Raw genomic sequence first — 24,607 nt, 5'->3', positions numbered from 1 at the left:
GCACGTTGCGCCCTTGAAACGCTATGCAGACGTGACCCTAAATTCTGCCTCAGGAGCCTGCACATGAGCATCTTTCACCTCGCCTATCACGTCGACGACCTGGACGCCGCCAGCACCTTCTACTCCGAAACGCTGGGATGCCGAGCCGGGCGCAGCACCGACAGCTGGGCAGACTTCAATTTCTTCGGGCACCAGATCTCGCTGCATAAGGGCACGCCCTTCGCCACCGCCAAGACAGGCCGGGTGGGAGAGCATCTCGTGCCGATGCCGCACCTTGGCGTGATCCTGCCGCAGGACCAGTGGGAACGTCTGGCCGAGCGCCTGCATGAGGCAGGTGTCGAATTCGAGATCCCGCCCACTACACGGTTCAAGGGAGAGCCCGGCGAACAGAGCACCATGTTCTTCTACGACCCGGCCGGTAACCCGATCGAGGTCAAGGGCTTTGCCGATATGGACGGGGTCTTTGCCACATGATCAACGCCCTGTTCGCCGCCGGACCGGACCGCTGGGACACCTATGTCTCCCCGCTCAAGGCCGCTTTCGAGGGCGCCGGGCTGGAGGTCGATCTGCGCCAGGATTTCGCGCCGGAGGAGGTCGACTACATCATCTATGCGCCCCATTCCGATCTGCAGGATTTCCGCCCTTACACGCGCTGCAAGGCGGTGCTGAACCTCTGGGCCGGGGTGGAAAAGGTCACCGGCAACACGACCCTGACCCAGCCGCTGTGTCGCATGGTGGACCCGGGCCTGACCCAGTCCATGGTCGAATGGGTCACCGGCCATGTGTTGCGCTATCACCTGGAGATTGACCGTTCCGTGGCGTTGCAGGATCGCTGGCTGCCCTATGTGCCGCCGCTGGCAGAAGAACGCCCGGTCACCATCCTCGGTCTGGGTGAATTGGGTCAGGCCTGCGCCACCGCCCTGACCCGGCTGGGCTTCCCGGTGTCCGGCTGGTCGCGCACGGCCAAGGATCTGCCCGGCCTCAGCTGCCATCACGGCACCAACGGGCTTCGGGACGCGCTGGCTTCGGCGCAAATCGTGGTACTGCTCCTGCCGGACACACCGCAGACCGCGAACATTCTCGACAGCAACAGCCTCGGCTGGTTGCCGCAAGGGGCTCGGATCATCAACCCGGGGCGAGGCCCGCTGATCGACGATGCCGCCCTGCTGACCGCACTGGACAATGGTCCGGTGGACCATGCCACGCTCGATGTGTTCCGGGTGGAGCCGCTTCCCGAAGATCACCCTTACTGGGCCCATCCCCGCGTCACCGTGACGCCGCATATCGCGGCGGAAACCCGCCCCCTCACCGCCTCCCGCGTGATTGCCGAGAACATGCGCCGGGGCGAAGCAGGCGAGGCCTTTCTCTACGTGGTTGATCGCGACCGCGGTTATTAAACCATAAAAAAGGGGCGCACGACGGCGCTCCTTCTCTTCATCTTTTCATAAATACCTCCCGCCGGAGGCCGCGCCCCGACAGGGGCGCCTATTCTGCCGCCAGCCCGCGGCCCTTCAGCAGCGCCTCAACACCCGGCAACCGGCCCCTGAAGGCGGTATAAAGCGCGGCCGCATCCTGTGAGCCACCCTTGGACAGGATATGCGTCTCCAGCGCCTCGGCGCGCTCGGGATCAAACGCGCCGCCTGCCTCCTCAAAGGCGGCAAAGGCATCGGCGTCCATCACCTCTGACCACATGTAGCTGTAATAGCCCGAGGAATAGCCGTCACCAGAGAACACATGCGCAAACTGCGGCGTGGCATGGCGCATGACGATGGCACCGGGCATGCCGATCCGCTCCAGAACCTCCGCCTGTTTGGCCATCGGATCCGCCGGGGCTGCCCCGTCGTGAAACTCCAGATCCACCAGCGCCGAGGCGACATATTCCACAGTCTGGAACCCCATATTGAAGGTCGCCGCGCCCAGCACCTTGTCCAGCATCGCCTTGGGCATCGCTGCACCGGTCTCGGCATGGGTGGCAAATTCCTGCAGCACCTCGGGCACCTCCAACCAATGCTCATAAAGCTGGCTCGGCAGTTCGACAAAGTCCCGCGCCACCGAGGTGCCCGACACGCTTTCATAGGTCACATTTGACAGGATCTGGTGCAGCGCGTGGCCAAACTCGTGAAACAGCGTGCGCGCATCATCGTAGGACAACAGCGCCGGATCGCCCTTGGCGAAGTTGCAGACATTGACCACGATCGGGGTCTGCGCCTCGGGGAATTTCGCCTGCGCCCGCATTGCGGAACACCAGGCACCGGAGCGTTTGGAGCCACGCGCAAAGTAATCGCCGATGAAGACCGCCAGATGCTTGCCGTCCCGGGTCACCTCCCAGGCGCGGCAATCCTCGTGGTAGAGCGGCACATCGAGCGGCGCGAAGTTCAGCCCGAACAGGCGGTTGGCGCAGGCAAAGGCCGCCTCGATCATCCGGTCGAGTTGCAGATAGGGTTTCAGCTCCGCCTCGTCGAGGTCATGTTCCATCTTGCGGCGTTTTTCGGCGTAGTAATGCCAGTCCCAGGGCGCAAGATCACCATTGATGCCATCCTCGTGCATCATGCCCGTCAGCAGCTCGGCATCCTTGTCGGCCTGCGCCTTGGCGGGCGCCCAAACGTCCATCAACAGGCCCCGCACCGCCTCCGGCGTCTTGGCCATCTCGGTTTCCAGCTTGTAGGCCGCGAAGTTTTTATAGCCCAGAAGCTTGGCGCGCTCCTCGCGCAGCGACAGGATCTCAGCGGCAATGGCGCGGTTGTCATGCTCACCACCATTAGCCCCGCGTGCGGCCCAGGCGCGAAACGCCTTTTCGCGCAGATCGCGCCGGGGCGAGAACTGCAGGAACGGTGTGACGATGGAGCGCGCCAGTGTCACCACGGGACCATCCGCGCCCTTCTCTTCTCCTGCGGCGCGCGCATTCCTGACGACGAACTCCGGCAGTCCCTGCAGATCCGCGTCCGAGAGTTCCATGTGCCAGTCGCGCTCATCCGCCAGCAGGTTCTGGGTGAAATTGGTGCCGAGGGTCGCCAGCCGGGATTTGATCTCCTGCATGCGGGCGTCTCCGGCGCCCTCCAGCGCCGCGCCGCCGCGCAGGAAGCCACGATGGGTCAGCATCAGGACCCGGGCCTGCTCCTGCGTCAAATCTAGCTCTTCGCGCTGATCCCAGACCGCCTTCACCCGCGCATAAAGCGCCTTGTTGGCGGTGATTGCGGAGAAATGCGCCGCCAGTTTTGGCGAAAACTCCCGCTGCAACGCCTCGCGTTTCGGGGTGCTGTCGGCACCGGCCACGGAGAAAAATACCGAAAGAACCTGTTCCAGCGGCAGGCAGGGCGTCTCCAGGGCCTCAACCACATTGGCAAATGTCGGGGTGTCCGGGTTCTGTGCGATGGCATCGATCTGCGCGCCATGGGCGGCAAGCGCCTGCTCCAGCGCCGGGGCGAAATCGTCATCGGATATCTGGTCGAACGGCGCGATGCCGAAGGGGGTCTGCCAGTCTGCGAGCAGCGGATTTGTCATGTGAGATCTCCTTTGCGCTGACGCTAACGGCTTCGCTCAGGAGCTGCAATCTGTCCCCGCGCCGGGCCGTCAGGCCCGGCGCCCGGCCCAACCCTGCCAAGGGGGGCTTGCCCATGGGCAAGAGCACCTGCGGGGGCGGGAGCGCTCCCGCCACCGGCGCCCAGCATCAGGAGATGCAAGGACCGGCGTTGGGCCGGGCCGCGCGCCCTGACGGGCGCGCGGCGGGCGCCAGATCGCACCACCTGAGCAAAATCAGCCTTTGTTCTGCTTGTTGCGCAGATGCCGTTCAAGTGCCCGTAACCCAAGCGACAACGATATCGTCATCGCCAGATAAACCAGCGCCACCATGTTGTAGGTCTCGAAATAGCGAAAATTGCTGGCGGCCGTCACCTTGCCCAGCTGGGTGATATCCAGCACGCCCAGCACCGAGACCAGCGAGGAATCCTTGACCAGCGCCACGAAGTCATTGCCCAACGGCGGCAGGATGGTCCGGATGGCCTGCGGAAACACGATGAAGCGAAACCGTTGCCAGCCGGAGAGCCCAAGCGCTTGGGCCGCCTCCTTCTGCCCCTCTGGAACAGACAGCAGGCCAGCGCGAAAAACTTCCGCGATGAAAGCGGAATAGGCAATCATCAGTGCCAGAATGGCGCGCCATAGCAGAGGAAAGCTCCGGGTGCGGATCTCCTCCAGCCCCAGAAAACCGCCCAGCCAGTTGCGCAGATCCACCAAGGCAGGCGCCACCACAAAGGCCACGTAGAGCAACAGCACGATGATCGGAATACCGCGCACCACCTCGACATAAAACCGGCAGATCTGACGCACCAGCAGCCACCTGGAATCAGCCCCCAGTGCGAGCGCCATCCCCAACGCGGAAGCGGAGAAAAAGCTGACAAGGGTGACAAAGACCGTCACACCAACCCCGCGCCAGAGCGTATTGAGGATCTGCGCATAGACCTCGCTGCGCGCAACTTCGACGCCGAGGTAGAGTGCTGTCAGCCCCACGGCCACCAACCACCAGGGGAAATCTTCCTTGTCTTCACGCGTGCGGCGTTCGCTCATTATCTTGTCCTGTCACGACAAACCCCGGCCGAAGGCGCGGCCGGGGTGGTATTGGAAATAGGAGGTGTCTTGGCCTATTGGCCCATCTTGTAGTCGAGGAACCACTTCTTGTTGAGCGCATCCAGCGTGCCATCGGCCTTCATCTCGGCCAGGGCGGCATTCACTGGCTCCACCAGATCGCTGCCCTTTGGGAAAATGAAGCCAAAATCCTCGGTCCCCAAGGGATCTCCGACGACTTTCAGCGCGCCATCAGAGGCTGCAACCACCCCATTGGCCGCGGTGCTGTCGGAAAGCGCCAGATCCACGTCGCCCGCCCGCAACGCCTGCAGTGACGCACCAAAGGTCTCGAACAGCTTGATGCGCGGGTTGGCTTCATCCCCGTCAAGCACATCGTAGACAGTCACGTAGAAGGGCGTGGTGCCCGGCTGCGCCGCCGCGAGCAGGTCGTCATCGGCGGCAAAGCTGGCGGCATCCGTGAACCGATCCTCCTCGCTTGCCACGATCATGCGCATCTGCGAGGTCAGGTAGCTTTCGGAGAAATCCACCTTCTCCTTACGGTCGTCCCGAATGGTGATGCCATTCATAGCTATATCGTACTGACCTGCGGTGATCGCCGGGATCATCGCATCCCAACTGGTGTTCTCAAACTCCACAACCAGGTTGAGCCGCTCCGCGATCTCGGTGATCGCATCGTATTCCCAGCCCACAGCCTGACCCGTACCGGGTTCGATAAATTGCAGCGGCGGGTAGGTGTTCTCGGAGGCGACAAAGATTTCGCGCCCCTCAAGATCCGGCAGATCGGCGGCAAGGGCACTGGCGGCAAAGCCAGCGGTCAGCGCTGCGGCCAGGGCAAAGGTGCGGGTCATGATCAGTTTTCTCCTGTCGGGGCCGGTTTATTGTCGGTCTGTCCGCAAACGGGACAGTTCGCGCGCGGCTTGAGCGCAATCCGGCGAGTTTCACCATAGAGACCATCGTAGATCAACATCTGTGAGCGCAAGAGCTCTCCGGCGCCGGTGATCTGTTTCACGGCCTCCACGGCCATCATTGCCCCCACAACCCCGGGCAACGGACCGATCACGCCTGCTTCGGCACAGCTCGGTGCGAGCCCCTCGGCAGGTGCCTCAGGAAAGATGCATTGATAACACGGCCCGCCATGGGCCCGATCAAAGACCGAAATTTGCCCTTCCCACTGGGTCAAGGCCCCCGAGATCAAAGGCTTTTGCTGTGTCACAGCGGTGCGGTTGACCAGATAGCGGGTGGCAAAGTTATCGGTGCCGTCAAGGATCAGATCATATTCGCCAAAGAGATCAGGAGCGAGTTCCTCGGTCAGTCGACGATGATAGGGACGTATCGTGACGAACGGGTTCTGTGCCTCCATTGCGGCTTGGGCAGAGAACACCTTGGGCAGACCGATATCCTGATCGCGGTGGATCACCTGCCGTTGCAGGTTCGCATTCTCGACCGTGTCATCATCGATCACGCCAATGGTGCCAACACCTGCGGCTGCCAGATACTGCAGCGCCGGGGCACCAAGCCCCCCCGCCCCGATCACCAGCACCTTGGCAGCCTTCAGACGTTTCTGGCCAAGGCCACCCACCTCGCGCAGAACGATGTGGCGGGCGTAGCGGTCCAACTCCACCTCGCCAAATGACCCATCGGTTGTTTCCGCTGTCGCCGCCACCGTGTCCGCCGCGTCCGCACGCGTTCGCAACCGCTTCAGGGCCGCGGAATAGAGTGCCACCAGCGCGGCGAAGCCCGCGAGGATCAGCCACAGGCCGGGCGTCCCGCCCGTGGCCTGTCGCAAGGGCGCACCGTCCGGCAAGGTCAGCTGGATCGTCAGAACTGCAACAAACAAGAGCCCCAGCAGCAGGATGCGCAGATTCCGGTCAAACCCCATCAGGCGACCGCCCCACCAGATCAGCCCGGCGAGCCCGAAGACGAGGATCATGCCGCGCCTCCCGTCCCTGTGGAGCCAAACCCACCCGCGCCGCGTTCGGTCGCGTCGGAAAATGCCTCCACCTCAGACAATGCCGCCCTGAAGACTGGAACGAACATCAACTGAGCGATACGCTCGCCCGGTTCGATCCGGATCGGCTCCGCCCCCACCGGGTTGCGATTCCAGGCGCTGATGAAGACCTGTCCGGTGTAATCGGCATCGATCAGACCGACAGTGTTGCCCATCACCAACCCCTTCTTGTGCCCCAGACCAGAGCGCGGCATCACAAGCGCCGCGCAGGCGGTATCGCCCATGTAGAAAGCGAGCCCCGACGGGATCAGCACCGCGGCGTCCTGCGCCACGATCTCCATCGGCGCATCAATGCAGGCAAAGAGATCGATCGCCGCCGATCCGGAGGTCTGATAGCTGGGCATGCCCCAGTCGCGAATGCGCGGGTCGAGAATTTTCACTTCTACCGCAAAGGGCGCTTGCGTCATGAGACCATCCTTCTTGTCGTCTGTCCTGCCGATGAATTTTATGTGCAGGGGGGCGCCCCGGTTATGCCCCGGAAGCGGCATGAATTGCCACCTCAGATGTAGAGCCGCCACAGCCCAAGCCCTGAGGCCTCACGCAATGGTGACGGCAACCAACAGCAGCTCTCGCGCGCGCCATCTGCAAGACTTGCCGGAGAGGTCTTGGCGTCCATCTCCCCCGCCCATTCGACCGGAGCACTCAACAGCGCCCGAGCGCGACATGTTTGAATGCAGTCAAAGTGAGATACGGACACCCTGTGATGGGGGCAGCTTTACCAATCCGCCGCATGATGCTGCGGATATCATCGTGCTTTGTTCATATCCCACACGATCAGCGCATTCGACACGATCAGATGTCGAGGCCAGATCTGCCGGGCGCGCATATCGCGATGATCGTTTCGTCACGGCAATTCTGAACAGACGCGGGCGCGATTTTCAGGGCGCCAGCCCACGCGCTGCGTCGCTCCATGACCGGGATGCTCTGGCAGCCGCAGCATAGGGATCGCAACCGACAACAGGCCAGACGACCTGGACCACTTGGTCCGCAGGACGGCGGGCAGATCAAATAGGTACAGCGCCAGCATGCGTCCAAACCGCATCGTTGCGCCCTTCCCCGCCGCCAAGCAAGGAAGATACACGCCGATTGAATACCACGCCTGCGCAATATTTTCTATGCTCTGCCAAGGCTTAGACCAACGCGGACCCTACCCCCGGCCAAGAATACGGGTCATTCGCAATGGCCAGCAGCGTCAACGCACCGGTTCCGACTGCAAGAGCTTTGCGGCGGCGCCTCGAATGTCTTCTTCGCTGGCGGGCTTGCGTACCACCAATCCGCGCGCCGGACGGGTCGACAATTGGTCCGCCTCGTCGCCATCCGTCAGCAGAAGCACCGGGATCGCCCTTGCATTCGCCTCTGCCACGGCCCGGTCACAGAGCTGGCCGCGCAGGTTGATATCGAAAATACAAAGATCAAAGGGGTGATTTTTCATCATCTGGCACGCATCCACCTCGCTGGATGAAAGCTGTGGCGCACCAATACGATACATGCGGATCATATCGCACATCAGCTGGCCCAGAAGGTTATCGCCCTCCAGAACCAGTATATCCAGTTCAGCGCTTGTCATCTTTGCACCCTGCTGAGGCAGACAGCATGCCGATCCAGTCGAAGCGCTATGATCGCCGAAATTCCCAACTTGTCACTCTTTACCAAACTGATCTCCATACACAGGCTGTGCCGCACAACTTCGAGCAGCATGGAAACAACACATCAACGGCTGACCGAAAAAACTGCTCAGCTTGTAGTTGTTATACATCTCAGGTGGTTAACCAGCCAATGACTTTCCGTAAAAAGCAAAAACTGAATATTTAACGCTCCGCCTCTCATAACGGGAATGTGAACGTCAGAGACTTGATTATTCTTGGAAATCTCCGGTTCAACGCCCCGGTTCAGAGGTGGAAAGGGATTGAGAGATTGCCTCGGCCAAACGCTCAGCCACCTGTTCCTTGGGCATACGTGGCCAGTGTTCGGCCCCATTCTCGGATATGAGAACCACCGCATTCTCACGCCCTCCCATGATTCCGGTCTCCGGCGATACGTCATTCGCCACAATCCAATCGCAGCCTTTCCGGCTCCGTTTTGCAGTCGCATATTCAACCACATCATTGGTTTCAGCCGCAAACCCAACGACGAGCGCGGGGCGATCCTTCGTTCTGCGCGCCACCTCGCGCAAAATGTCCGGGTTCTCGGCAAACTCAAGTGTTGGCAGGCCATCTTTGGTTTTCTTCAGCTTGCGATCAGACGCGGAGGCCACGCGCCAATCGGCAACAGCCGCAGCAAAGACCCCCGCATCGGCCGGCAAGGCAGCGTCTACGGCGGCTTGCATCTCGCGCGCGGTTTGCACCGGCACCACCTCTACCCCATCCGGCGGGGGCACCGTTGCAGGGCCCGTGATGAAGACCACCTCGGCTCCCAATGCGCTCAGAGCACGGGCCACCGCCGCACCCTGCGCGCCAGAGGACCGATTGGCGATATACCGCACCGGATCTATGGGCTCATGGGTCGGTCCAGAGGTGACGATGATCCGTTTCCCCCGCAGCGGGCCAGACGCAAGACGTTCCGCGATCGCCGCAACGATTTCCTCTGGCTCTGCCAGTCGTCCGGGACCGAACTCACCGCAGGCCATACCGCCCTCGTTGGGCCCGACCATCTGGATGCCATCGGCACGCAACTGCGCGATGTTGCGCCGGGTTGCAGGATGCTCCCACATACGCACATTCATCGCAGGCGCCAGCAGCACCGGGGTGTCCGTCGCCAACAGCAAGGTGGACGCCAGATCATTGGCGTGCCCCTGCGCCATCTTTGCCATCAGATCCGCCGTCGCCGGAGCCACAACCAGCAGATCCGCACTGCGCGATAGCTGAATATGGCCCATTTCCGCTTCGGAGGTCAGGTCAAACAGATCACGATGCACCGCGGTCCCCGCCAAGGCAGACACCGACAAGGGCGTCACGAATTCTTCGCCCGCACGGGTCAAAACCGGGGTCACCCGCGCGCCCTGATCCTGCAGCCGCCGAATGAGCTCCAGTGACTTGTATGCGGCAATGCCACCGCCGATGATCAGCAGAATATGTTTACCTGACAACATGATGCGCCCTCGGTTGCTGCGTTCGCCCGACACCCTACTGCGCCTGCGCAGCTGAGGGAAACGCTTTTGCGACCAGTCCTGTCGCAGCGCCTACTTGAACGCAGAACAGGGGTCTGGTCGCGCCACGACTGGCCCATCCAGAACCATGTCAAAAACGCCGTCCACCTGCCCGGCTTCCGACTGACCAAGTGCGAAAATCTCCAAATCCGGCGCCGCCTGCTGCAGGTACACCGGCACTCCGCGATCACGCCGGGCATGGCCATTGCCGGTCACTACGACCACTGGCCCGCCAGCGGCTTCAAATGCGTGCAGCGCGGCGCGCGCCAAAGCGGCATCGCGCAGTCGCTGGATGGCGACCATCGCAGGTAGCAGATTGTCCGGTAGGGCCCCACAATGCGCGGCCTGCTGCTCCGCCTCTCGCGCGCCCTGTACGCCATCGGACAAGGGTGTGGACAAGCCAAAGACTGCGGCGTCCTCACCAAAGTACACTGCGGCACCCTTTGTCATCGCGGCCCGCGCCTGGGAACGTGGCACCGCCGCCCCCCAATGCCCTGCCGTCGTAGCCGCCTCAAAAATAGGCTGGTACATGGAAAAGTCTGGCCAGCCTGAGGCGCCCCACTGCAGCAAGTCGCCCAGCTCGGCTGGTGTCTGCAACGCCTCTTTGGCGAGTAGGTCAGCCTGATCGGCGGTCAGCATCTCCCAAACCACCGCGCTGGGGGCAAGGCCTGCAATCAGCAGCGCCTGCCTGTCGTGGTGCGTGGGGTTGTCGTGCACCTCACCCAACAGGACGATATCCGCTCGCGCGGCTTCTGCGATGACCGGCACAAGATCTGCCGCTGTCGCAGCCCGGACAGACATAGCAACAAGAACGATGGCAATGGCCAAGCGACCCTGCAGCATTCCTCCGCGAAACGAATGGCACATCCTCATGCGAGGAAGTTTTGAACCTCGCGCGACTGACCTTCAAGAGTCTTTTTCATCTTCTGAAACGCCGCCGCCTCCAGCTGACGGACCCGTTCCTTGGACAAGCCCAGCTCATTGCCCAGGCTTTCCAGCGTACGCCCATCTTCGCGCAGTTTCCGCTCGCGTATGATGAAACGCTCGCGCTGGTTCAAGCCGTTCAATGCGGTAATCAACCACTCGCGCAATTGACGATTATCGTGGTCGGCCTGCACGCGCTCTGCCGCCTGCTCGCTGTCGTCTTCCAGCGCGTCGATCCACTCTCGCCCGTCCTCATCTGCCGACTGCACTGCATTCAACGAGAAATCCGCGCCGGTCAGGCGACCGTCCATCATCTCCACATCTCGCAATGGCACGCCAATTTCCTCAGCGATCATCTGCTGCAGCTTGTGGCGATCCAGTTCGACACCTTCGCTCTGCGCCTCTCGCTCCAGCTGCGCCTGCACGCGGCGCATATTGAAGAACAGCGATTTCTGCGAAGACGTGGACCCGGTGCGCACCATAGACCAGTTGCGCATCACATAGTCCTGAATGGAGGCCTTGATCCACCAGACCGCATAGGTCGAGAACCGCACGCCGCGATCCGGATCGAACTTCTCGGCCGCTTTCATAAGGCCCAGTCCGGCCTCCTGGATCAGGTCATTCATCGGCGCGCCATATCGGCGGAACTTCGACGCCATGGAAACCGCCAGACGCATGTAGGCGTTGATCAGTCGATGCAGCGCCTGCACGTCCTGTTCGTCCCGCCATGCGTAGGCCAGAGCCAACTCCGTTTCTGCGTCCAGAAGCTCGGCTTTCATTGCCCGCCTTGGAAGGGGGTTTTCGGTGCTCTCGTCCAGTGCCATGTTAAACTCCCTGTTCTAAGAACTACGTTAACAACGTGTGAGGGCCGGCTTTGGTTCAAAAATAGTCTTGATGTCTGTCGTTTGAGATCCAACAACGGTGCAGATCACCAATCGGGCCATATTCGACGGCCGCTTGCAGTGCGCCTCGCGCCACGCAACACTCATACAACTTTGAGGGTATCCACATTGTCGGGCAGAGTCACAGTTATTCTCGGCGGCGCAGCATCCGGCAAATCCGCCTTTGCTGAACAAACCTGCGTCAACACTGGGAAAAACCGCTTATACTGGGCGACTTCACAAATACTTGATGAAGAAATGCAAAAGAAGGTATCGCGTCATCTCGTGCAGCGTGGCGGCGGCTGGACCACTTTGGAAGAGCCCTTCGACGCGCGAAAGGTCTTGCCGATAGCTCAACCCGAAGATGTATTGCTGATGGATTGCGCGACGATGTGGCTGACCAATCATCTTTTGGCAGATCATGACCTTCAAAAGCAAACCGAGGCGCTGCTTTCCGGTTTCGACAACTGTGCGGCGGACATTGTCGTGGTCACCAACGAGACCGGCCTTGGCATCGTGCCCGAAAACGCGCTCGCCCGCCGGTTTCGCGAGGCACAGGGGCGGCTCAACATCGCGCTCGCAGCCCGGGCGGATTGTGTGGTGATGGTCGCGGCAGGCCTGCCCATGGTGTTGAAGGGGGCGCTATGATCACCCGATTTCACATGGTGCGGCATGGCCCGACCCACGCCAAGAGCATGGTTGGCTGGTCCAATCTACCGGCCGATCTCTCTGATAACGCCGCCCTGGCCCGTTTATCCGAGGCCCTGCCGGATGACGCCGTGGTGATTTCCTCTGATCTCGACCGCGCAGTGACAACTGCCGATGCTATTCAGGGGCAGCGCTGTCGCCTGCCCCACGCGCAGGCCCTGCGTGAAATGCATTTTGGGGACTGGGAACTGCGCCGCTGGAGCGACATTGATGCAGAATCGCCCGACCATATTCGGGCCTTCTGGGAGCAACCCGGAGATGTCGCCGCACCCAATGGCGAGAGCTGGAATATGCTCATGCAGCGTGTCACAGCATGTTTCAACCACCTGGCACAGACACACGCCGGACAAGACATCGTAGTTGTCGGGCACTTTGGCCAGATCCTCTGCCAGCTGCAGCGGGCTGCGGGCATCACTGCAACAGAAGCGTTTTCGCAAAAGATTGACAACCTTTCGCTCACGCAGATCAGCCACGCGGAAACAGGCTGGCAGGTTGACGCAACAAATCAAATTTTGTGATTACTCACCTCACAAACATTAGATTTACTGATGGGCCTCATCGCCCGATAGTCGGTGACATGACATATACACTCTACATCGGTGATCGCATGTATTCCAGCTGGTCTTTGCGCGGCTGGCTCATGCTCGAAAAGTTCTCTCTGCCGCATCAGGTGCAGCTGGTCGGGCTTTATTCAGGAACCATGGCACAAGACCTTGCCGATCTTGCCCCGGCGCGTCTGGTGCCCACGCTACAACTGCCCGATGGCACCGTCGTGGGGGAGACCCTGGCCATGGGCGAAACCCTGGCCGAACGACACCCCGATGCGGGGCTCTGGCCCGCCGACGCAACACTTCGTACCACCGCGCGGTGGCTTTGTGCCGAGATGACCTCCGGGTTTGCGGCGCTGCGCGGCGACTGCCCGATGCAACTCAGCCATATCTGGCGCGGATTTCAGCCCTCCGATGCCGTCAGAGCTGATCTGGCAAGGATCGAAACCCTGTTCGCCCACGCGCGCACCCTTTCCGGTCAGACGACCGGCCCCCTGTTCGGGAGCTACAGTCTGGCCGAGGTGTTCTATACTCCTGTCGCCGCCCGGATCATCGGCTACGACCTGCCCGTGTCAGCCGAAACCCGCGCCTATTGCACGGAGCTGCTGCGCGACCCGGCGGTACTGGCTTGGCAAACGGCGGCGCAGACGGTCACCTATGATCCAGAACCCTACCTGCAAGATCTTGAGCGCGCGCCCTGGCAGCTATGAGCGATTTCGCGACCGGTTAACGGCGCATTTAACCAATCAGTAACCACGTTTCCCAATGCTGTCCTTCGAGGCTCTCAACCGAGGGACCTCGGGGGACAGAGATGATTTCACGCGCACATACAGTTTCATTTCAGGGTGTCGAGGCCTGCCCGGTGGAGGTGCAATGCGCGGTATCTCCGGGATTGCCCGCCTTCTCCATCGTCGGCCTGCCCGACAAGGCGGTCAGCGAAGCGCGCGACCGGGTCCGCTCGGCCTTGGCGGTGATGTCGATCGCCCTGCCCTCAAAACGCATCACCATAAATCTCTCCCCTGCCGACCTGCCCAAGGAAGGCAGCCACTTTGACCTTCCCATCGCGGTGGCGTTGTTGACAGCGCTGGAGATCCTGCCGCCGGAGGCTGCGGAGGAGACACTGTCGCTTGGTGAGCTGTCTCTCGACGGCACATTGGTCGCCATCACCGGCGCCCTGCCTGCGGCCCTTGCGGCCGCAGAACAGGACCGCAGCCTGCTCTGCCCAAAGGGATCGAGCGCGGAGGCCGCATGGGTCGAGGCGACGCCGGTCATCGGGGCCGCCTCCCTGACCGAGGTGATCCGCCACTTCACAGGGAAAGGCGTCATTGCGCCTGCCACCGCAGGTGAGGTCATCGAAACCGCATCGGACAAGGATCTTTGTGATGTGAAGGGACAGCAGGTGGCGCGGCGGGCATTGGAAATCGCCGCTGCTGGTCGTCATCATCTCCTGATGAGCGGGCCGCCGGGGGCAGGGAAATCCATGCTGGCGGCGCGCCTGTCGTCCATCCTTCCGCCCCTGACACCGCAGGAGGCGCTGGAAACCTCCATGATCCATTCGATCTGCGGGCTGATCGAAGCAGGCGGCGTCAGCCGCAGCCGCCCCTATCGGGCACCGCATCACACCGCCTCAATGGCCGCAATTGTCGGGGGCGGACGGCGGGCGCAACCGGGCGAGATCAGCCTGGCGCACAACGGGGTGCTGTTTCTCGACGAGCTACCGGAATTTGCCCGCGCGGTTCTGGAGACCCTGCGCCAGCCGCTGGAAACCGGCGATGTCATGGTGGCCCGTGCCAATGCCCACATACGCTACCCCAGCCGGTTCATGCTGGTGGCCGCCGCAAATCCCTGCCGCTGCGGCTATATGAGCGACCCGGCGCGCGCATGTTCGCGGGCTCCGGCCTGCGGCGCCGACTACATGGGGCGGATCTCAGGACCAATGATGGATCGTTTCGATCTGCGGATTGACGTCGAACCAGTGCCATTCGCGGATCTGGAACGCAGCCGCCCCGGCGAATGCTCGGCCTCGGTTGCCGAACGGGTGGCAAGGGCGCGCGCTGTGCAAGCCGAAAGATACGCGGCATGTGACGGTGCGACGGTGAATGCGGATGCAGAGGGGCGTGTCCTCGAGGATGTCGCCGAACTGGACACCGAGGGCCGCGCGTTGATGCTGCAGGCTTCGGATTGCTTTGGCCTCAGCGCACGCGGGTACCACCGTGTTCTGCGCGTCGCGCGCACCATTGCCGATCTCGATGGAGATGCAGGCATTGCGCGCGATCACGTCGCAGAGGCGCTTTCCTACCGTATGTCCCAATAAGGTCCGCTCAGAGACAAGCCCGCGCGAAATACGAAACATCGCATAAAGAGCGACGCGCCTCGGGTATCCAGCCATCAAACAAATGCCAGACATGAGGCGCGCTCGGGTGCACCGTCTCGGTCACATCCGCCCCATGGGCGCGCAGGCGCGCAGCCATGCGACGACAGTCGTCCAGCAGGATTTCGGTCTGTCCATAATGCAGCAGGACCGGCGGGCAGTCGGGAAAATCCGCAAACAAGGGCGAAAGGCGCGGATCTTCAGCATCCTCGCCCTCGGGCAGGACATAGCCGACCAGCTCCCGAATGCGTTCTGCCGGTAGAAACGGGTCCGCATTGGCGTTTCGCGTCAGGCTCTCGCCCGTCAGGGACAGGTCGCACCAGGGCGACATCGCGAAGAGGCCCGCAGGTGGCGTGCCCGCCCGGCAAAGATGCGACAAAAGCGCAATGGCCAATCCGCCGCCCGCGGAATCGCCGCCGATCACGATATCCGAAGGTGCATACCCCATCGAGACAAGGTGATCCCAGGTCGCACAGGCATCGTCATAGGCGGCTGGAAACCGATGCTCCGGCGCCAGGCGATAATCCGGGGCGCAGATCTCAAGCCCAGAGAGCAGAGACAGCCGCCCCAGCATGGCCGCATAGCTGTTCGGGCTGCCCGCGATATAGCCGCCACCGTGGAGAAACAGGATGATTTTGCCACGCGCGGGCCGCCCGACGTGAATCCGGTCGAAACCTGCGCTGTCGTGAACGTGACAGAGGTACGGCGGCGGTCGGCACCCAACGCGGGCCAGCCGCTCAAACCCTATCCGCGCTGTGATCGGCTCTTTGATGTGTTGCAGCCGTGGGCGCGCCACATGCCGCAACCCACGCAACAGAACGGCAAGTTGCCAGCTCATCCGAGCCGCCCCTCGATCGCCTCCCAGACCTTTTCGGCAATATTCACGTCATCAAACCGCTCCAGTTCCTGGATGCCGGTGGGCGAGGTCACATTGATTTCGGTCAGATAGTCCCCAATCACGTCGATGCCGACAAAGATCTGGCCGCGTTCTTTGAGAAGTGGCCCGATGGCGGCGCAGATCTCAAGGTCGCGTTCGGTCAGACCGACCTTCTCGGGCCGCCCGCCCACATGCATGTTGGAACGGGTCTCGCCGGCCGCTGGCACTCGGTTGATCGCGCCCACGGGCTCGCCATCGACGAGGATCACCCGTTTGTCGCCATTGGAGACATCCGGCAGGAATTTTTGCACGATCAGCGGCTCGCGACTGAAGCCGGTGAACAGCTCATGCAGGGAAGACAGGTTGCGGTCATTGGCGTCCAGCCGGAACACGCCCGCGCCGCCATTGCCGTAAAGCGGCTTCAGGATCACATCGCCATGCTTGGCCTTGAACGCCTTGATGGTGTCCAGATCACGGGCAATGGTCGTCGGCGGTGTCAGGTCGGGAAAATCAAGAACCAGTAGTTTTTCCGGGTAGTTGCGCACCCAGAACGGGTCATTCACCACCAGCGCATCACCCTTCAGCCGGTCCAGCAGATGGGTCGCGGTAATGTAATGCATGTCAAACGGCGGGTCCTGACGCAGCCAGACCACATCGAAGTCAGCCAGATCCACCTCGCGCAGTTCGCCGAGCGTCGCCGGGGTGCCCGCGACACGTTGCACCACCATGTCATGACCGCGCGCGGTAATGCGCCCTTCCTGATAGGCCAGCTGGTCAGGACTGTAGTAAAACAGCTCATGCCCACGGGCCTGCGCCTCTTCGGCGAGGCGAAAACTGCTGTCGGCGTTGATATCAACGCCCATGATCGGGTCCATCTGAAAGGCGATTTTCATGGCATCTGTCCCTTATTCTGTTGGACGGAACATGGCGTAGGCCAAGGCCATGTTCAATGGCTCAACCGTGACCATAGGCATTTTCGAGGATCTCCACCTCGCCGACGCCCCAGACAAGCACAACATCGAGCCGCACATCAGTCAGCTGCCCCTGTGGCTCGCCATCCAGAAAGATCGAGGCACTTGCCATCACCCGTTGCATTTGCCCTGCGGTAATCCGCGCGGCAGCCTTATCGCGGGTGGCACTGGATTTCACCTCGGCAAAAATCACCTCTGCGCCGTTGCGCAGGATCAGGTCGATTTCGCCATAAGGAGAACGCCAGCGCGTCTCGGCGAGGGTGTAGCCCCGGTCCAGATAGGCCCGGATCGCGATGTCTTCAGCGGCAGCCCCGGCGATATGGGCCCGGCGTCCGCGCTCGCTGCCGCCCTGCCCCATCGGCTCAATCCTCGCGCGCGATCTGCAGCGCCTGCTGGTAGATCTTGCGCCGGGGTTCGCCATGCGCCTCGGAGACAATCGCGGCGGCATCCTTGACGGAGTTGTCTTTAAGCGCCGCGCGCAAGTCCGCCTCCAGATCCGCCTCGCTGCTGGCCGCCGCGCGCTGGCGGTCCACCAAGACCACTATCTCGCCCTTGACTGGCGCCTCGGCCAGCCCGGCAGCCAGCTCCGACAGCGATCCGCGGCGGACCTCCTCGAACTTCTTGGTCAGCTCACGACACATGGCCGCCTCACGGTCCCCAAGAACCTCGGCCATATCCGCAAGCGAGGCAGCAACCCGTTTGGGCGATTCGTAAAACACCAGCGTTCCGGGAATATTTGCGACTTCTTCCAGACGCTTGCGGCGCGCCCCAGACGCATTGGGCAGGAAGCCGGAAAAATAGAACGCATCCGTCGGCAGCCCCGCCAGCGTCAGCGCACAAAGGGCCGCAGAGGCGCCCGGCGCAGCCGTCACAAGATGCCCCGCAAGTGCGGCTTCCCGGCTGAGATCATAGCCGGGATCAGCGATCATCGGCATGCCCGCTTCCGATGCGTAAGCGATCGATTTTCCCGCTGCCAGATCCGCGAGCAATCGCGCCCGCGCGCCTGCGCTGGAGTGATCATGGTAGGCCACGACGGGGCGGTCACCCAATGGAACCCCGTGTATCTCCAGCAGCTTACGCATAGATCGCGTATCTTCCGCGGCGATTATGTCGGCCGATGCCAACACATCCAGCGCACGCAGGGTGATGTCTCGGGCGGTGCCGATGGGGGTCGCGACGAAGTATAACCCCGGCGACAAACTGACGATCTTGTGATTCACGCTGGACCCGCTTTTCTGGTCGTCTATGATTGCTCCGAACCAATACGGGTGCGCGATGCATAACGCCGCAGCCCGGAATAGGGAGTTTATGCGCTTTATGTTTGCTGTTTTCAATCGGGCTCGCAAGATTGTCCTGACCGCCACCGCCGTTGCCGCAACCGCTCTCGTGGCTGCCTGTGATCCGGGCGCAATTTCCGGAGGTGGGCCCACCATCAACACCTCCAAGCCCGTACCGGTGGCGCTCCTGGTGCCGCGCGGCTCTGCCCAACACGGTGACGGTGTTCTTGCGCAAAGCCTGGAAAACGCCGCCCGCCTTGCCATTGCTGATCTGAACGGCGTGAAGGTGGATTTGCGGGTCTATGACACCGCTGGCAATCCACAGACCGCGGCCAATGTCGCCGCACAGGCGGTCAACGACGGCGCGCGCATCATTCTTGGCCCGGTTTATGCGGAAGCCGCGAATGCTGCCGGTATCGCGGCTGCCAAACGCGGCGTGAACGTGCTCGCATTCTCCAACAACCCCTCCATTGCTGGTGGCAATGTCTTTGTGATGGGGTCCACGTTCGACAATACCGCAAGCCGCTTGACCCAATATGCAAAACGCCAGGGGAAAAGCACCATGGTTGTGGTCTCGGGCAACAACGCAGCGGGCCAGGCCGGACGTGCCGCGATCCAACAGGCCGCAGTGCAGAGCGGCATGACCATTGCAGGCAATGTCAGCTATGATCTGTCGCAGCAGGGCGTGATCAATGCGATCCCGACCATCAGTCAGAACGTGCGCCAGTCGAATGCGGATGTGATGTTGATGACGGCCACGACTGCCGGTGCGCTGCCGCTTCTGACACAGCTTCTGCCCGAAGCCGGGGTAAAGACCACCGATGTACAATACATGGGCCTGACCCGCTGGGATATTCCGGCGCAGACACTCGAGCTGCCCGGCGTTCAAAACGGCTGGTTCGCGCTGCCTGACCCGCAGAAATCAGCGGCCTTCCGTGCCCGTTACCAATCCACATATGGCGCCGCGCCGCATCCGATCGGTGGTCTGGCCTATGATGGCATCGCCGCAATCGGCGCATTGGTCAGCGCTGGAAACTCCGGCGCGCTGACCGGCGCCGCCCTGACACAGCCCGCCGGGTTCCAAGGCACAGGCGGTATTTTCCGTCTCCGCCCGGATGGTACCAACGAGCGCGGCCTCGCCATTGCAACGATTCAGGACAAGAAAGTCGTCATCATTGACCCAGCGCCCCGCAGCTTCCCAGGAGCCGGTTCCTGAACCGGCAGACGCTCACGCAAAAACCCATCCCGAACCTCTGGGGTCGCTCATCTGCGACCCCAGCATGATTTTTGACACTGATGCCATCCGGTTCCGGGTCATGGAGCTCTCTCAGGATCTTCAGGGGGCGGAGTTTCGCGCCGCCGTCGTGGCACTGCTGCGCGAGGCCAACAAGGCCGGCCGCAGCGCCATTGCCGATGCTTTTGAGCTGCAGCCGTTCGCCGCGCGCGAGCTGGCACGCTCCTACACCTATCTGACCGACGGGCTTGTAACCACGGCGCTGATGGCGGCCAACGATGTGCTGCACCCGATTGCCACGCCCACCACCGGCGAGCGGATCGCCGTCTTTGCGGTCGGGGGCTATGGCCGCGGTGAGATGGCGCCCTTCTCCGATGTCGATCTGCTGTTCCTGACCCCCTACAAGATCACCGCCTGGGCGGAGAGCGTGATTGAATCCATGCTCTACATCCTGTGGGATCTGCGCCTGAAGGTCGGACATTCCAGCCGCACCATCAAAGACTGCATCCGCCTTGGCTCTGAGGATTTCACCATCCGCACGGCCATGCTGGAGCATCGGTTTCTGGCAGGGCATGGCCCCCTCGCAACAGAGCTCGAAGACCGCCTGGCCAAGGATCTATTTGCCAAGGACGCCGCCGAATTCATCGATGCCAAGCTGGCTGAACGCGACGCCCGCCACCTGAAGCAGGGCGAGCGCTACATGGTGGAGCCCAATGTCAAAGAGGGCAAAGGCGGCCTGCGCGACCTTCAATCACTGTTCTGGATCGCCAAATATCTCTACAAGGTGCAGGATGTGGCCGAACTGGTGCCACTGGGCCTGTTCCGCCCGGATGAGTTCGATTTCTTCGCCAAGGCCGAAAATTTCCTCTGGGCGGTGCGCGCGCATCTGCACCTGAGTGCAGGCCGCGCCACCGAAAAGCTGACGTTCGACGTGCAGGTGCAGATTGCGGAACGCATGGGCTACCAGGACACCTCGGGACGTCGCGCGGTTGAAGTCTTCATGCAAGACTATTTCCGTCACGCCACGCAGGTCGGCGATGTGACCCGCATTCTCTTGTCCAAACTCGAAGACAGCCAGCTCAAGAGCGAGCCACTGCTGGAGCGCATTTTTCGGCGCAAACCGCGTATCAAGCCCGGCTACAAGATCACCCACAACCGCCTGGAAATCGCAGAGCCAGAGACGTTCCTGAGCAACAAGCTGAACCTTCTGCGCATGTTCGAAGAGGCCCTGCGCACGGGCCTGCTGCTCCATCCGGACAGTATGCGGCTGGTGCGTGGCAATCTCGACCTGATCGACGACGAGATGCGCAACACCCCGGATGCGCAGCGGATTTTCCTGGACCTACTGCTCAAGCACGGCAATCCGGAACGCGTGCTGCGACGGATGAACGAGCTGGGCGTATTGTCGGCCTTCATCCCCGAATTTGAGCCGATCGTGGCGATGATGCAGTTCAACATGTATCATTCCTACACGGTGGACGAGCACACCATTCAGGTGATCTCCAACTTCTCCGCCATTGAGCGCGGCGAGCTGGAAGATGAGCTGCCCCTGTCCTCCTCCCTCATCAAGAAGGGAGTGAACCGCAAGGTCCTGATTATCGCGATGCTGCTGCATGACATCGGCAAGGGACGGCAACAGGATCACTCCATCCTCGGCGCGCAAATCGCCCGCAAGGTGGCGCCCCGCCTTGGCCTCAGCAAGTCTGAATCCGAGACGGTTGAGTGGCTGGTGCGTTATCACCTTCTGATGTCGGACATGGCGCAGAAACGCGATATCGCGGACCCGCGCACCGTGCGCGACTTTGCCAAGGCCGTACAAACCGTGAAGCGGCTTGATCTGCTGCTGCTGCTGACGGTCTGCGATATTCGCGGCGTGGGTCCGGGCACCTGGAACAACTGGAAAGCAGTACTGCTGCGCGCGCTTTACAACCAGACCCGGGATGCAATGGAAAACGGGCTGGAGGCCTTCAACCGCGAACATCGCGGTACCGAGGCCAAAAAGCGCCTGCGCAAGGCCCTGCCCGACTGGGGAAAATCCGCCGTCAAACGCGAAACCGCACGCCACTATCCGCCCTACTGGCAGGGGCTGCATGTCACCGCACATGTGGATTTTGCCGAGATGCTGCGCGAGATCGACGTGCTGGATGACCCATCAGCCATGCTTGTGCGGCTGCACCCTGACGAGGACCGCGACGCCACCCGCGCCTGTTTCGTGATGCCGGACCATCCAGGCATCTTTGCCCGTATCGCCGGGGCGCTGGCGCTGGTGGGGGCCAATGTGGTCGATGCGCGCAGTTACACCACCAAGGACGGGTTTGTCACCGACGCGTTCTGGGTTCAGGACGACGATGGCCACCCGTTCGAGGCCTCTCGCCTGCCGCGCCTGCGGAGCATGATCGAAAAGACCCTGCATGGCGAGGTGATCGCGCGCGAGGCCCTGAAGTCACGCGACAAGATCAAGAAACGCGAGCGTGCGTTTCGAGTGCCGACCCATATCACCTTCGACAATGACGGCTCCGAAATCTACACCATCATCGAGGTGGACACCCGCGACCGCCCCGGCCTGCTTTATGATCTGGCCCGCGCCCTGGCGAGCGCCAACGTCTATATCGCCAATGCGGTCATCGCGACATACGGTGAACAGGTGGTGGATAGCTTCTACGTGAAGGACATGTTCGGGTTGAAATATCACTCTGCTACCAAGCAGCAGTCGCTGGAGAAGAAAATCCGCCAGGCCATCATCGACGGTGCAAAGCGGGCCGACACATGAAGCCGATCAAATTGCTGTCCGGCTTCATGACAGTCGGGTTCTGGACTTTGGCCAGTCGCATTCTGGGATTCGTCCGCGAGATCCTGATCGCCGCCTATATCGGGCCGGGTCCGGTTGGGGATGCGTTCTATGCCGCATTCCGGCTGCCCAACATGTTCCGCCGCTTCTTTGCCGAAGGCGCCTTCAACGCTGCCTTCGTGCCGATGTTTGCCAAACGTTGGGAGGCCGAAGATAACCCGCAGGGGTTTGCGCAGGAGGCCTTCAACCTGTTGGCGGTTGCGGTTCTGGGTCTGACCGGCCTCGGCATGGTGTTCATGCCTGCACTGGTCTGGGCCACTGCGGGCGGTTTTGTCGGCGACGCGCGCTTTGACCTTGCGGTTGGATTTGGCCGTGTGGTCTTTCCCTACATCCTGTGCATGTCGCTGGCGGCGCTATTCTCTGGCGTACTGAATGCAACGGGCCGCTTTGCGGCGGCAGCGGCGGCGCCTGTGCTGCTGAACATCTTCACCTGTGCCGCGATGATCGCAGGTGCGGTGCTGGGGCAGGACGTGGTGGACTGGCTGATCTGGGTCATACCGCTGGCCGGTGTGGCGCAGCTGGCGCTGGTCTGGATCGCAGCCGGTCGCGCCGGGATCACGCTGCGCCCCGGCCTGCCCCGACTGACGCCGGACATGAAACAACTGGTGAAGGTCGCCCTTCCCGCCGCGCTGGCCATGGGGGTCACCCAGGTCAATCTGGTGGTCGGGCAGATCGTGGCCTCCGGATACGATAGCGCGGTATCCTGGCTGTCGCTTGCGGACCGCCTGTATCAACTGCCGCTCGGTGTGGTCGGCATTGCCGTCGGCATTGTGCTGCTGCCCGACCTGGCCCGCCGCCTGCGCGCGGGAGATGATCGCGGCGCACAGGACGCCCTGTCCCGCGCGGGAGAGTTCTCTCTGCTGCTGACAGTCCCCTCCGCGGTGGCCTTTATCGCCATACCGCTGCCGCTGGTCTCCGTCCTTTATGAACGCGGCGCAACCGGGCCGGACGACGTGGCGGCCATTGCACTTGCGGTTGCGGTCTATGGCGTCGGTCTGCCTGCTTTTGTGCTGCAGAAGGTGTTGCAGCCGCTGTATTTCGCGCGCGAAGACACCCGTAGCCCATTCCGTTACGCGCTGATGGCGATGGTGGTGAATGCGGCGCTGGCGCTTGGGCTGCAGCCATTGTTTGGCTGGCTGTCACCGGCTGTGGCCGCGACCGTTGCCGGCTGGATCATGGTTCTCCAACTGTGGCTTGGGGCACGGAGCATGGGGGACGCCGCGCAATTCGACACCCGGTTCAAACGCCGCAGCCTGCGTATCTTCCTTGCCTCTGTGGCGATGGGGCTGGTGCTGATCCTCGCCGCCAACGCGCTCGCCCCTGCGCTTGCGATGGGATACTGGCGCTACCTTGCGCTGCTTGCCCTGATCGTGACCGGGGCCGTGACCTACTTTGGGATTGGCCAGATCATCGGCGCACTGCGCCTGTCGGATTTCAAATCCGCACTACGTCGCGGCAGGGCATAGTCATTGCGCCCGTCAGGGAGGTTGCATCTTTGCAAGCGCAACCTCCCACTCCGGCACAGCTGCTCAGCGCTGCTGACGCAATTTCTGCAGGATCCGTGCCCACCCGCCGGGCACCAGGAAAAACGACATCGTGAACCCGGTGACAAACCCCGCCAGATCGGCCACCCATTCCGGGCTGCCACCAAAGATCAGCCCGAACAGCAGTTGGATACCCATCAGGAAGGCGATCAGGGAAAAGGCCCGGTACTGCTGTGCCCCCACGGTCGCGAGCGACAGCCACAACAGATGGGTAAAGCCACCAATCAGCCCGTAGACCGCTGGAAAGCCGCCGATCAGCGCGACCTGACCATCGACAAACACCGCATAGGCCAGCGCACCACCGATCGCAGAGCCGAGGAAGATCAGCACCACGGCGATCTCTCCCATAGCCTCGCCCACCATCTTGCCCATGGCCAGCAGGAAGACGCAGACAAAGATCGTCTGGGTAAAGGCCCCATGCACAAAAGCGTAGGTCACAAAGCGCTTTAGCAGATCAAAGGGCCAGGTTCCGCTGTCCCACATCCACCAGAAATATTCCGCTCCAAAGCTGTATTCCTGAAGCGCACTGAGACGCCAGCCAACAGCCTCCGGCCCGCCGATCAAACCGCGCGCGCCAAGCGAAAACACCACCTCGATCCCGAGGATCACAAGCACGAGCGCCACCACCACCGGCGGCAATGCATTGAACGGGGATTGGTTCTGATCTTGCATGTTGTCCTGCTCTCCGGCGCC

Annotated in this window: 23 protein-coding genes; 9 read left to right on the top strand and 14 right to left on the bottom strand. The window is 62.0% G+C overall.

All coding sequences use genetic code 11. The annotated features are described in order from the left end of the window. The first annotated feature begins 63 nt into the window (after window positions 1–63). Complete coding sequence (locus R0J92_RS11035) at window positions 64–474, top strand: VOC family protein (protein WP_106163787.1); 411 nt, start codon at window positions 64–66, stop codon at window positions 472–474. Next, window positions 471–1,397 (top strand): 2-hydroxyacid dehydrogenase, encoded by a 927-nt coding sequence (locus R0J92_RS11030; protein ID WP_411051708.1) that lies wholly within the window; start codon window positions 471–473, stop codon window positions 1,395–1,397. The genes R0J92_RS11035 and R0J92_RS11030 overlap by 4 nt, the downstream gene beginning before the upstream one ends. An 88-nt stretch (window positions 1,398–1,485) precedes the next feature. Here the strand turns inward: R0J92_RS11030 and R0J92_RS11025 are convergent, their stop codons facing one another. The 9 genes from R0J92_RS11025 to R0J92_RS10985 form a co-directional block, all read right to left on the bottom strand. Next, window positions 1,486–3,501 carry a M3 family metallopeptidase gene (locus tag R0J92_RS11025; RefSeq protein ID WP_411051707.1) on the bottom strand — a complete coding sequence of 672 codons (2,016 nt, stop codon included), beginning with the start codon at window positions 3,499–3,501 and terminating at the stop codon, window positions 1,486–1,488. Between the two features lie 252 nt (window positions 3,502–3,753). Continuing rightward, on the bottom strand, window positions 3,754–4,560 hold the full coding sequence (locus R0J92_RS11020; RefSeq protein ID WP_317385448.1) for an amino acid ABC transporter permease: 807 nt from the start codon (window positions 4,558–4,560) through the stop codon (window positions 3,754–3,756). Window positions 4,561–4,634: 74 nt separating this feature from the next. Next, the gene (locus R0J92_RS11015; RefSeq protein WP_411051706.1) at window positions 4,635–5,426 is read right to left on the bottom strand and encodes a transporter substrate-binding domain-containing protein; all 792 of its coding nucleotides are present in this window, start codon (window positions 5,424–5,426) and stop codon (window positions 4,635–4,637) included. Window positions 5,427–5,428: 2 nt separating this feature from the next. Then, entirely contained in the window at window positions 5,429–6,508 is a 1,080-nt protein-coding gene (locus tag R0J92_RS11010; protein ID WP_411051705.1) for a HesA/MoeB/ThiF family protein, read from the bottom strand. Beyond that, complete coding sequence (gene dut / locus R0J92_RS11005) at window positions 6,505–6,993, bottom strand: dUTP diphosphatase (protein ID WP_411051704.1); 489 nt, start codon at window positions 6,991–6,993, stop codon at window positions 6,505–6,507. The genes R0J92_RS11010 and dut overlap by 4 nt, the downstream gene beginning before the upstream one ends. A 785-nt stretch (window positions 6,994–7,778) precedes the next feature. Next, window positions 7,779–8,153 carry a hypothetical protein gene (locus R0J92_RS11000; RefSeq protein WP_411051703.1) on the bottom strand — a complete coding sequence of 125 codons (375 nt, stop codon included), beginning with the start codon at window positions 8,151–8,153 and terminating at the stop codon, window positions 7,779–7,781. Between the two features lie 309 nt (window positions 8,154–8,462). After that, the gene (coaBC, locus tag R0J92_RS10995) at window positions 8,463–9,674 is read right to left on the bottom strand and encodes a bifunctional phosphopantothenoylcysteine decarboxylase/phosphopantothenate--cysteine ligase CoaBC (RefSeq protein WP_106163927.1); all 1,212 of its coding nucleotides are present in this window, start codon (window positions 9,672–9,674) and stop codon (window positions 8,463–8,465) included. Window positions 9,675–9,764: 90 nt separating this feature from the next. Beyond that, window positions 9,765–10,574, bottom strand: a complete 810-nt coding sequence (locus tag R0J92_RS10990) for a ChaN family lipoprotein (protein ID WP_411051702.1) — start codon at window positions 10,572–10,574, stop codon at window positions 9,765–9,767. A gap of 26 nt (window positions 10,575–10,600) precedes the next feature. Then, window positions 10,601–11,479 carry an RNA polymerase factor sigma-32 gene (locus R0J92_RS10985; RefSeq protein ID WP_411051701.1) on the bottom strand — a complete coding sequence of 293 codons (879 nt, stop codon included), beginning with the start codon at window positions 11,477–11,479 and terminating at the stop codon, window positions 10,601–10,603. Between the two features lie 138 nt (window positions 11,480–11,617). Here R0J92_RS10985 and cobU point away from each other — a divergent pair, with 138 nt between their 5' ends. From cobU to R0J92_RS10965, 4 genes are all read left to right on the top strand, one after another. Further along, window positions 11,618–12,184, top strand: coding sequence for a bifunctional adenosylcobinamide kinase/adenosylcobinamide-phosphate guanylyltransferase (gene cobU, locus R0J92_RS10980; protein WP_411051700.1), 567 nt, complete (start codon window positions 11,618–11,620; stop codon window positions 12,182–12,184). Then, the gene (locus R0J92_RS10975; protein ID WP_411051699.1) at window positions 12,181–12,762 is read left to right on the top strand and encodes a histidine phosphatase family protein; all 582 of its coding nucleotides are present in this window, start codon (window positions 12,181–12,183) and stop codon (window positions 12,760–12,762) included. Before cobU ends, R0J92_RS10975 begins: the two co-directional genes overlap by 4 nt. A gap of 59 nt (window positions 12,763–12,821) precedes the next feature. Further along, window positions 12,822–13,502, top strand: coding sequence for a glutathione S-transferase (locus R0J92_RS10970; RefSeq protein ID WP_411051698.1), 681 nt, complete (start codon window positions 12,822–12,824; stop codon window positions 13,500–13,502). Between the two features lie 101 nt (window positions 13,503–13,603). Next, window positions 13,604–15,106: a YifB family Mg chelatase-like AAA ATPase gene (locus R0J92_RS10965; RefSeq protein WP_411051697.1), complete on the top strand. Its 1,503-nt coding sequence runs from the start codon at window positions 13,604–13,606 to the stop codon at window positions 15,104–15,106. Window positions 15,107–15,113: 7 nt separating this feature from the next. Here the strand turns inward: R0J92_RS10965 and R0J92_RS10960 are convergent, their stop codons facing one another. The 4 genes from R0J92_RS10960 to rsmI form a co-directional block, all read right to left on the bottom strand. Further along, entirely contained in the window at window positions 15,114–16,001 is an 888-nt protein-coding gene (locus R0J92_RS10960) for an alpha/beta hydrolase (RefSeq protein ID WP_411051696.1), read from the bottom strand. Then, a complete protein-coding gene (gene gshB / locus R0J92_RS10955; RefSeq protein ID WP_106163802.1) occupies window positions 15,998–16,933 on the bottom strand; it encodes a glutathione synthase in 936 nt (311 codons plus the stop codon). The genes R0J92_RS10960 and gshB overlap by 4 nt, the downstream gene beginning before the upstream one ends. 61 nt (window positions 16,934–16,994) lie before the next feature. Further along, window positions 16,995–17,369, bottom strand: coding sequence for a YraN family protein (locus R0J92_RS10950; protein ID WP_411051695.1), 375 nt, complete (start codon window positions 17,367–17,369; stop codon window positions 16,995–16,997). A gap of 4 nt (window positions 17,370–17,373) precedes the next feature. Beyond that, a complete protein-coding gene (gene rsmI / locus R0J92_RS10945; RefSeq protein ID WP_411051694.1) occupies window positions 17,374–18,231 on the bottom strand; it encodes a 16S rRNA (cytidine(1402)-2'-O)-methyltransferase in 858 nt (285 codons plus the stop codon). A gap of 88 nt (window positions 18,232–18,319) precedes the next feature. Between rsmI and R0J92_RS10940 the strand changes: the two genes are divergently transcribed. From R0J92_RS10940 to murJ, 3 genes are all read left to right on the top strand, one after another. Continuing rightward, window positions 18,320–19,504, top strand: coding sequence for a penicillin-binding protein activator (locus tag R0J92_RS10940; RefSeq protein ID WP_411051693.1), 1,185 nt, complete (start codon window positions 18,320–18,322; stop codon window positions 19,502–19,504). 64 nt (window positions 19,505–19,568) lie between these two features. Then, entirely contained in the window at window positions 19,569–22,292 is a 2,724-nt protein-coding gene (locus R0J92_RS10935; RefSeq protein WP_411051692.1) for a [protein-PII] uridylyltransferase, read from the top strand. After that, complete coding sequence (murJ, locus tag R0J92_RS10930) at window positions 22,289–23,836, top strand: murein biosynthesis integral membrane protein MurJ (RefSeq protein WP_411051691.1); 1,548 nt, start codon at window positions 22,289–22,291, stop codon at window positions 23,834–23,836. The genes R0J92_RS10935 and murJ overlap by 4 nt, the downstream gene beginning before the upstream one ends. Before the next feature lie 63 nt (window positions 23,837–23,899). Here the strand turns inward: murJ and R0J92_RS10925 are convergent, their stop codons facing one another. Continuing rightward, the gene (locus R0J92_RS10925; RefSeq protein ID WP_411051690.1) at window positions 23,900–24,586 is read right to left on the bottom strand and encodes a rhomboid family intramembrane serine protease; all 687 of its coding nucleotides are present in this window, start codon (window positions 24,584–24,586) and stop codon (window positions 23,900–23,902) included. Between the last annotated feature and the right edge of the window lie 21 nt (window positions 24,587–24,607).

It is taken from the genome of Tritonibacter sp. SIMBA_163 (genome assembly GCF_046535935.1).
GTDB lineage: Bacteria > Pseudomonadota > Alphaproteobacteria > Rhodobacterales > Rhodobacteraceae > Epibacterium > Epibacterium scottomollicae.
The sequence above is the reverse complement of the archived record's forward strand: the minus strand, read 5'-3'. Positions and strand labels throughout refer to the sequence as shown.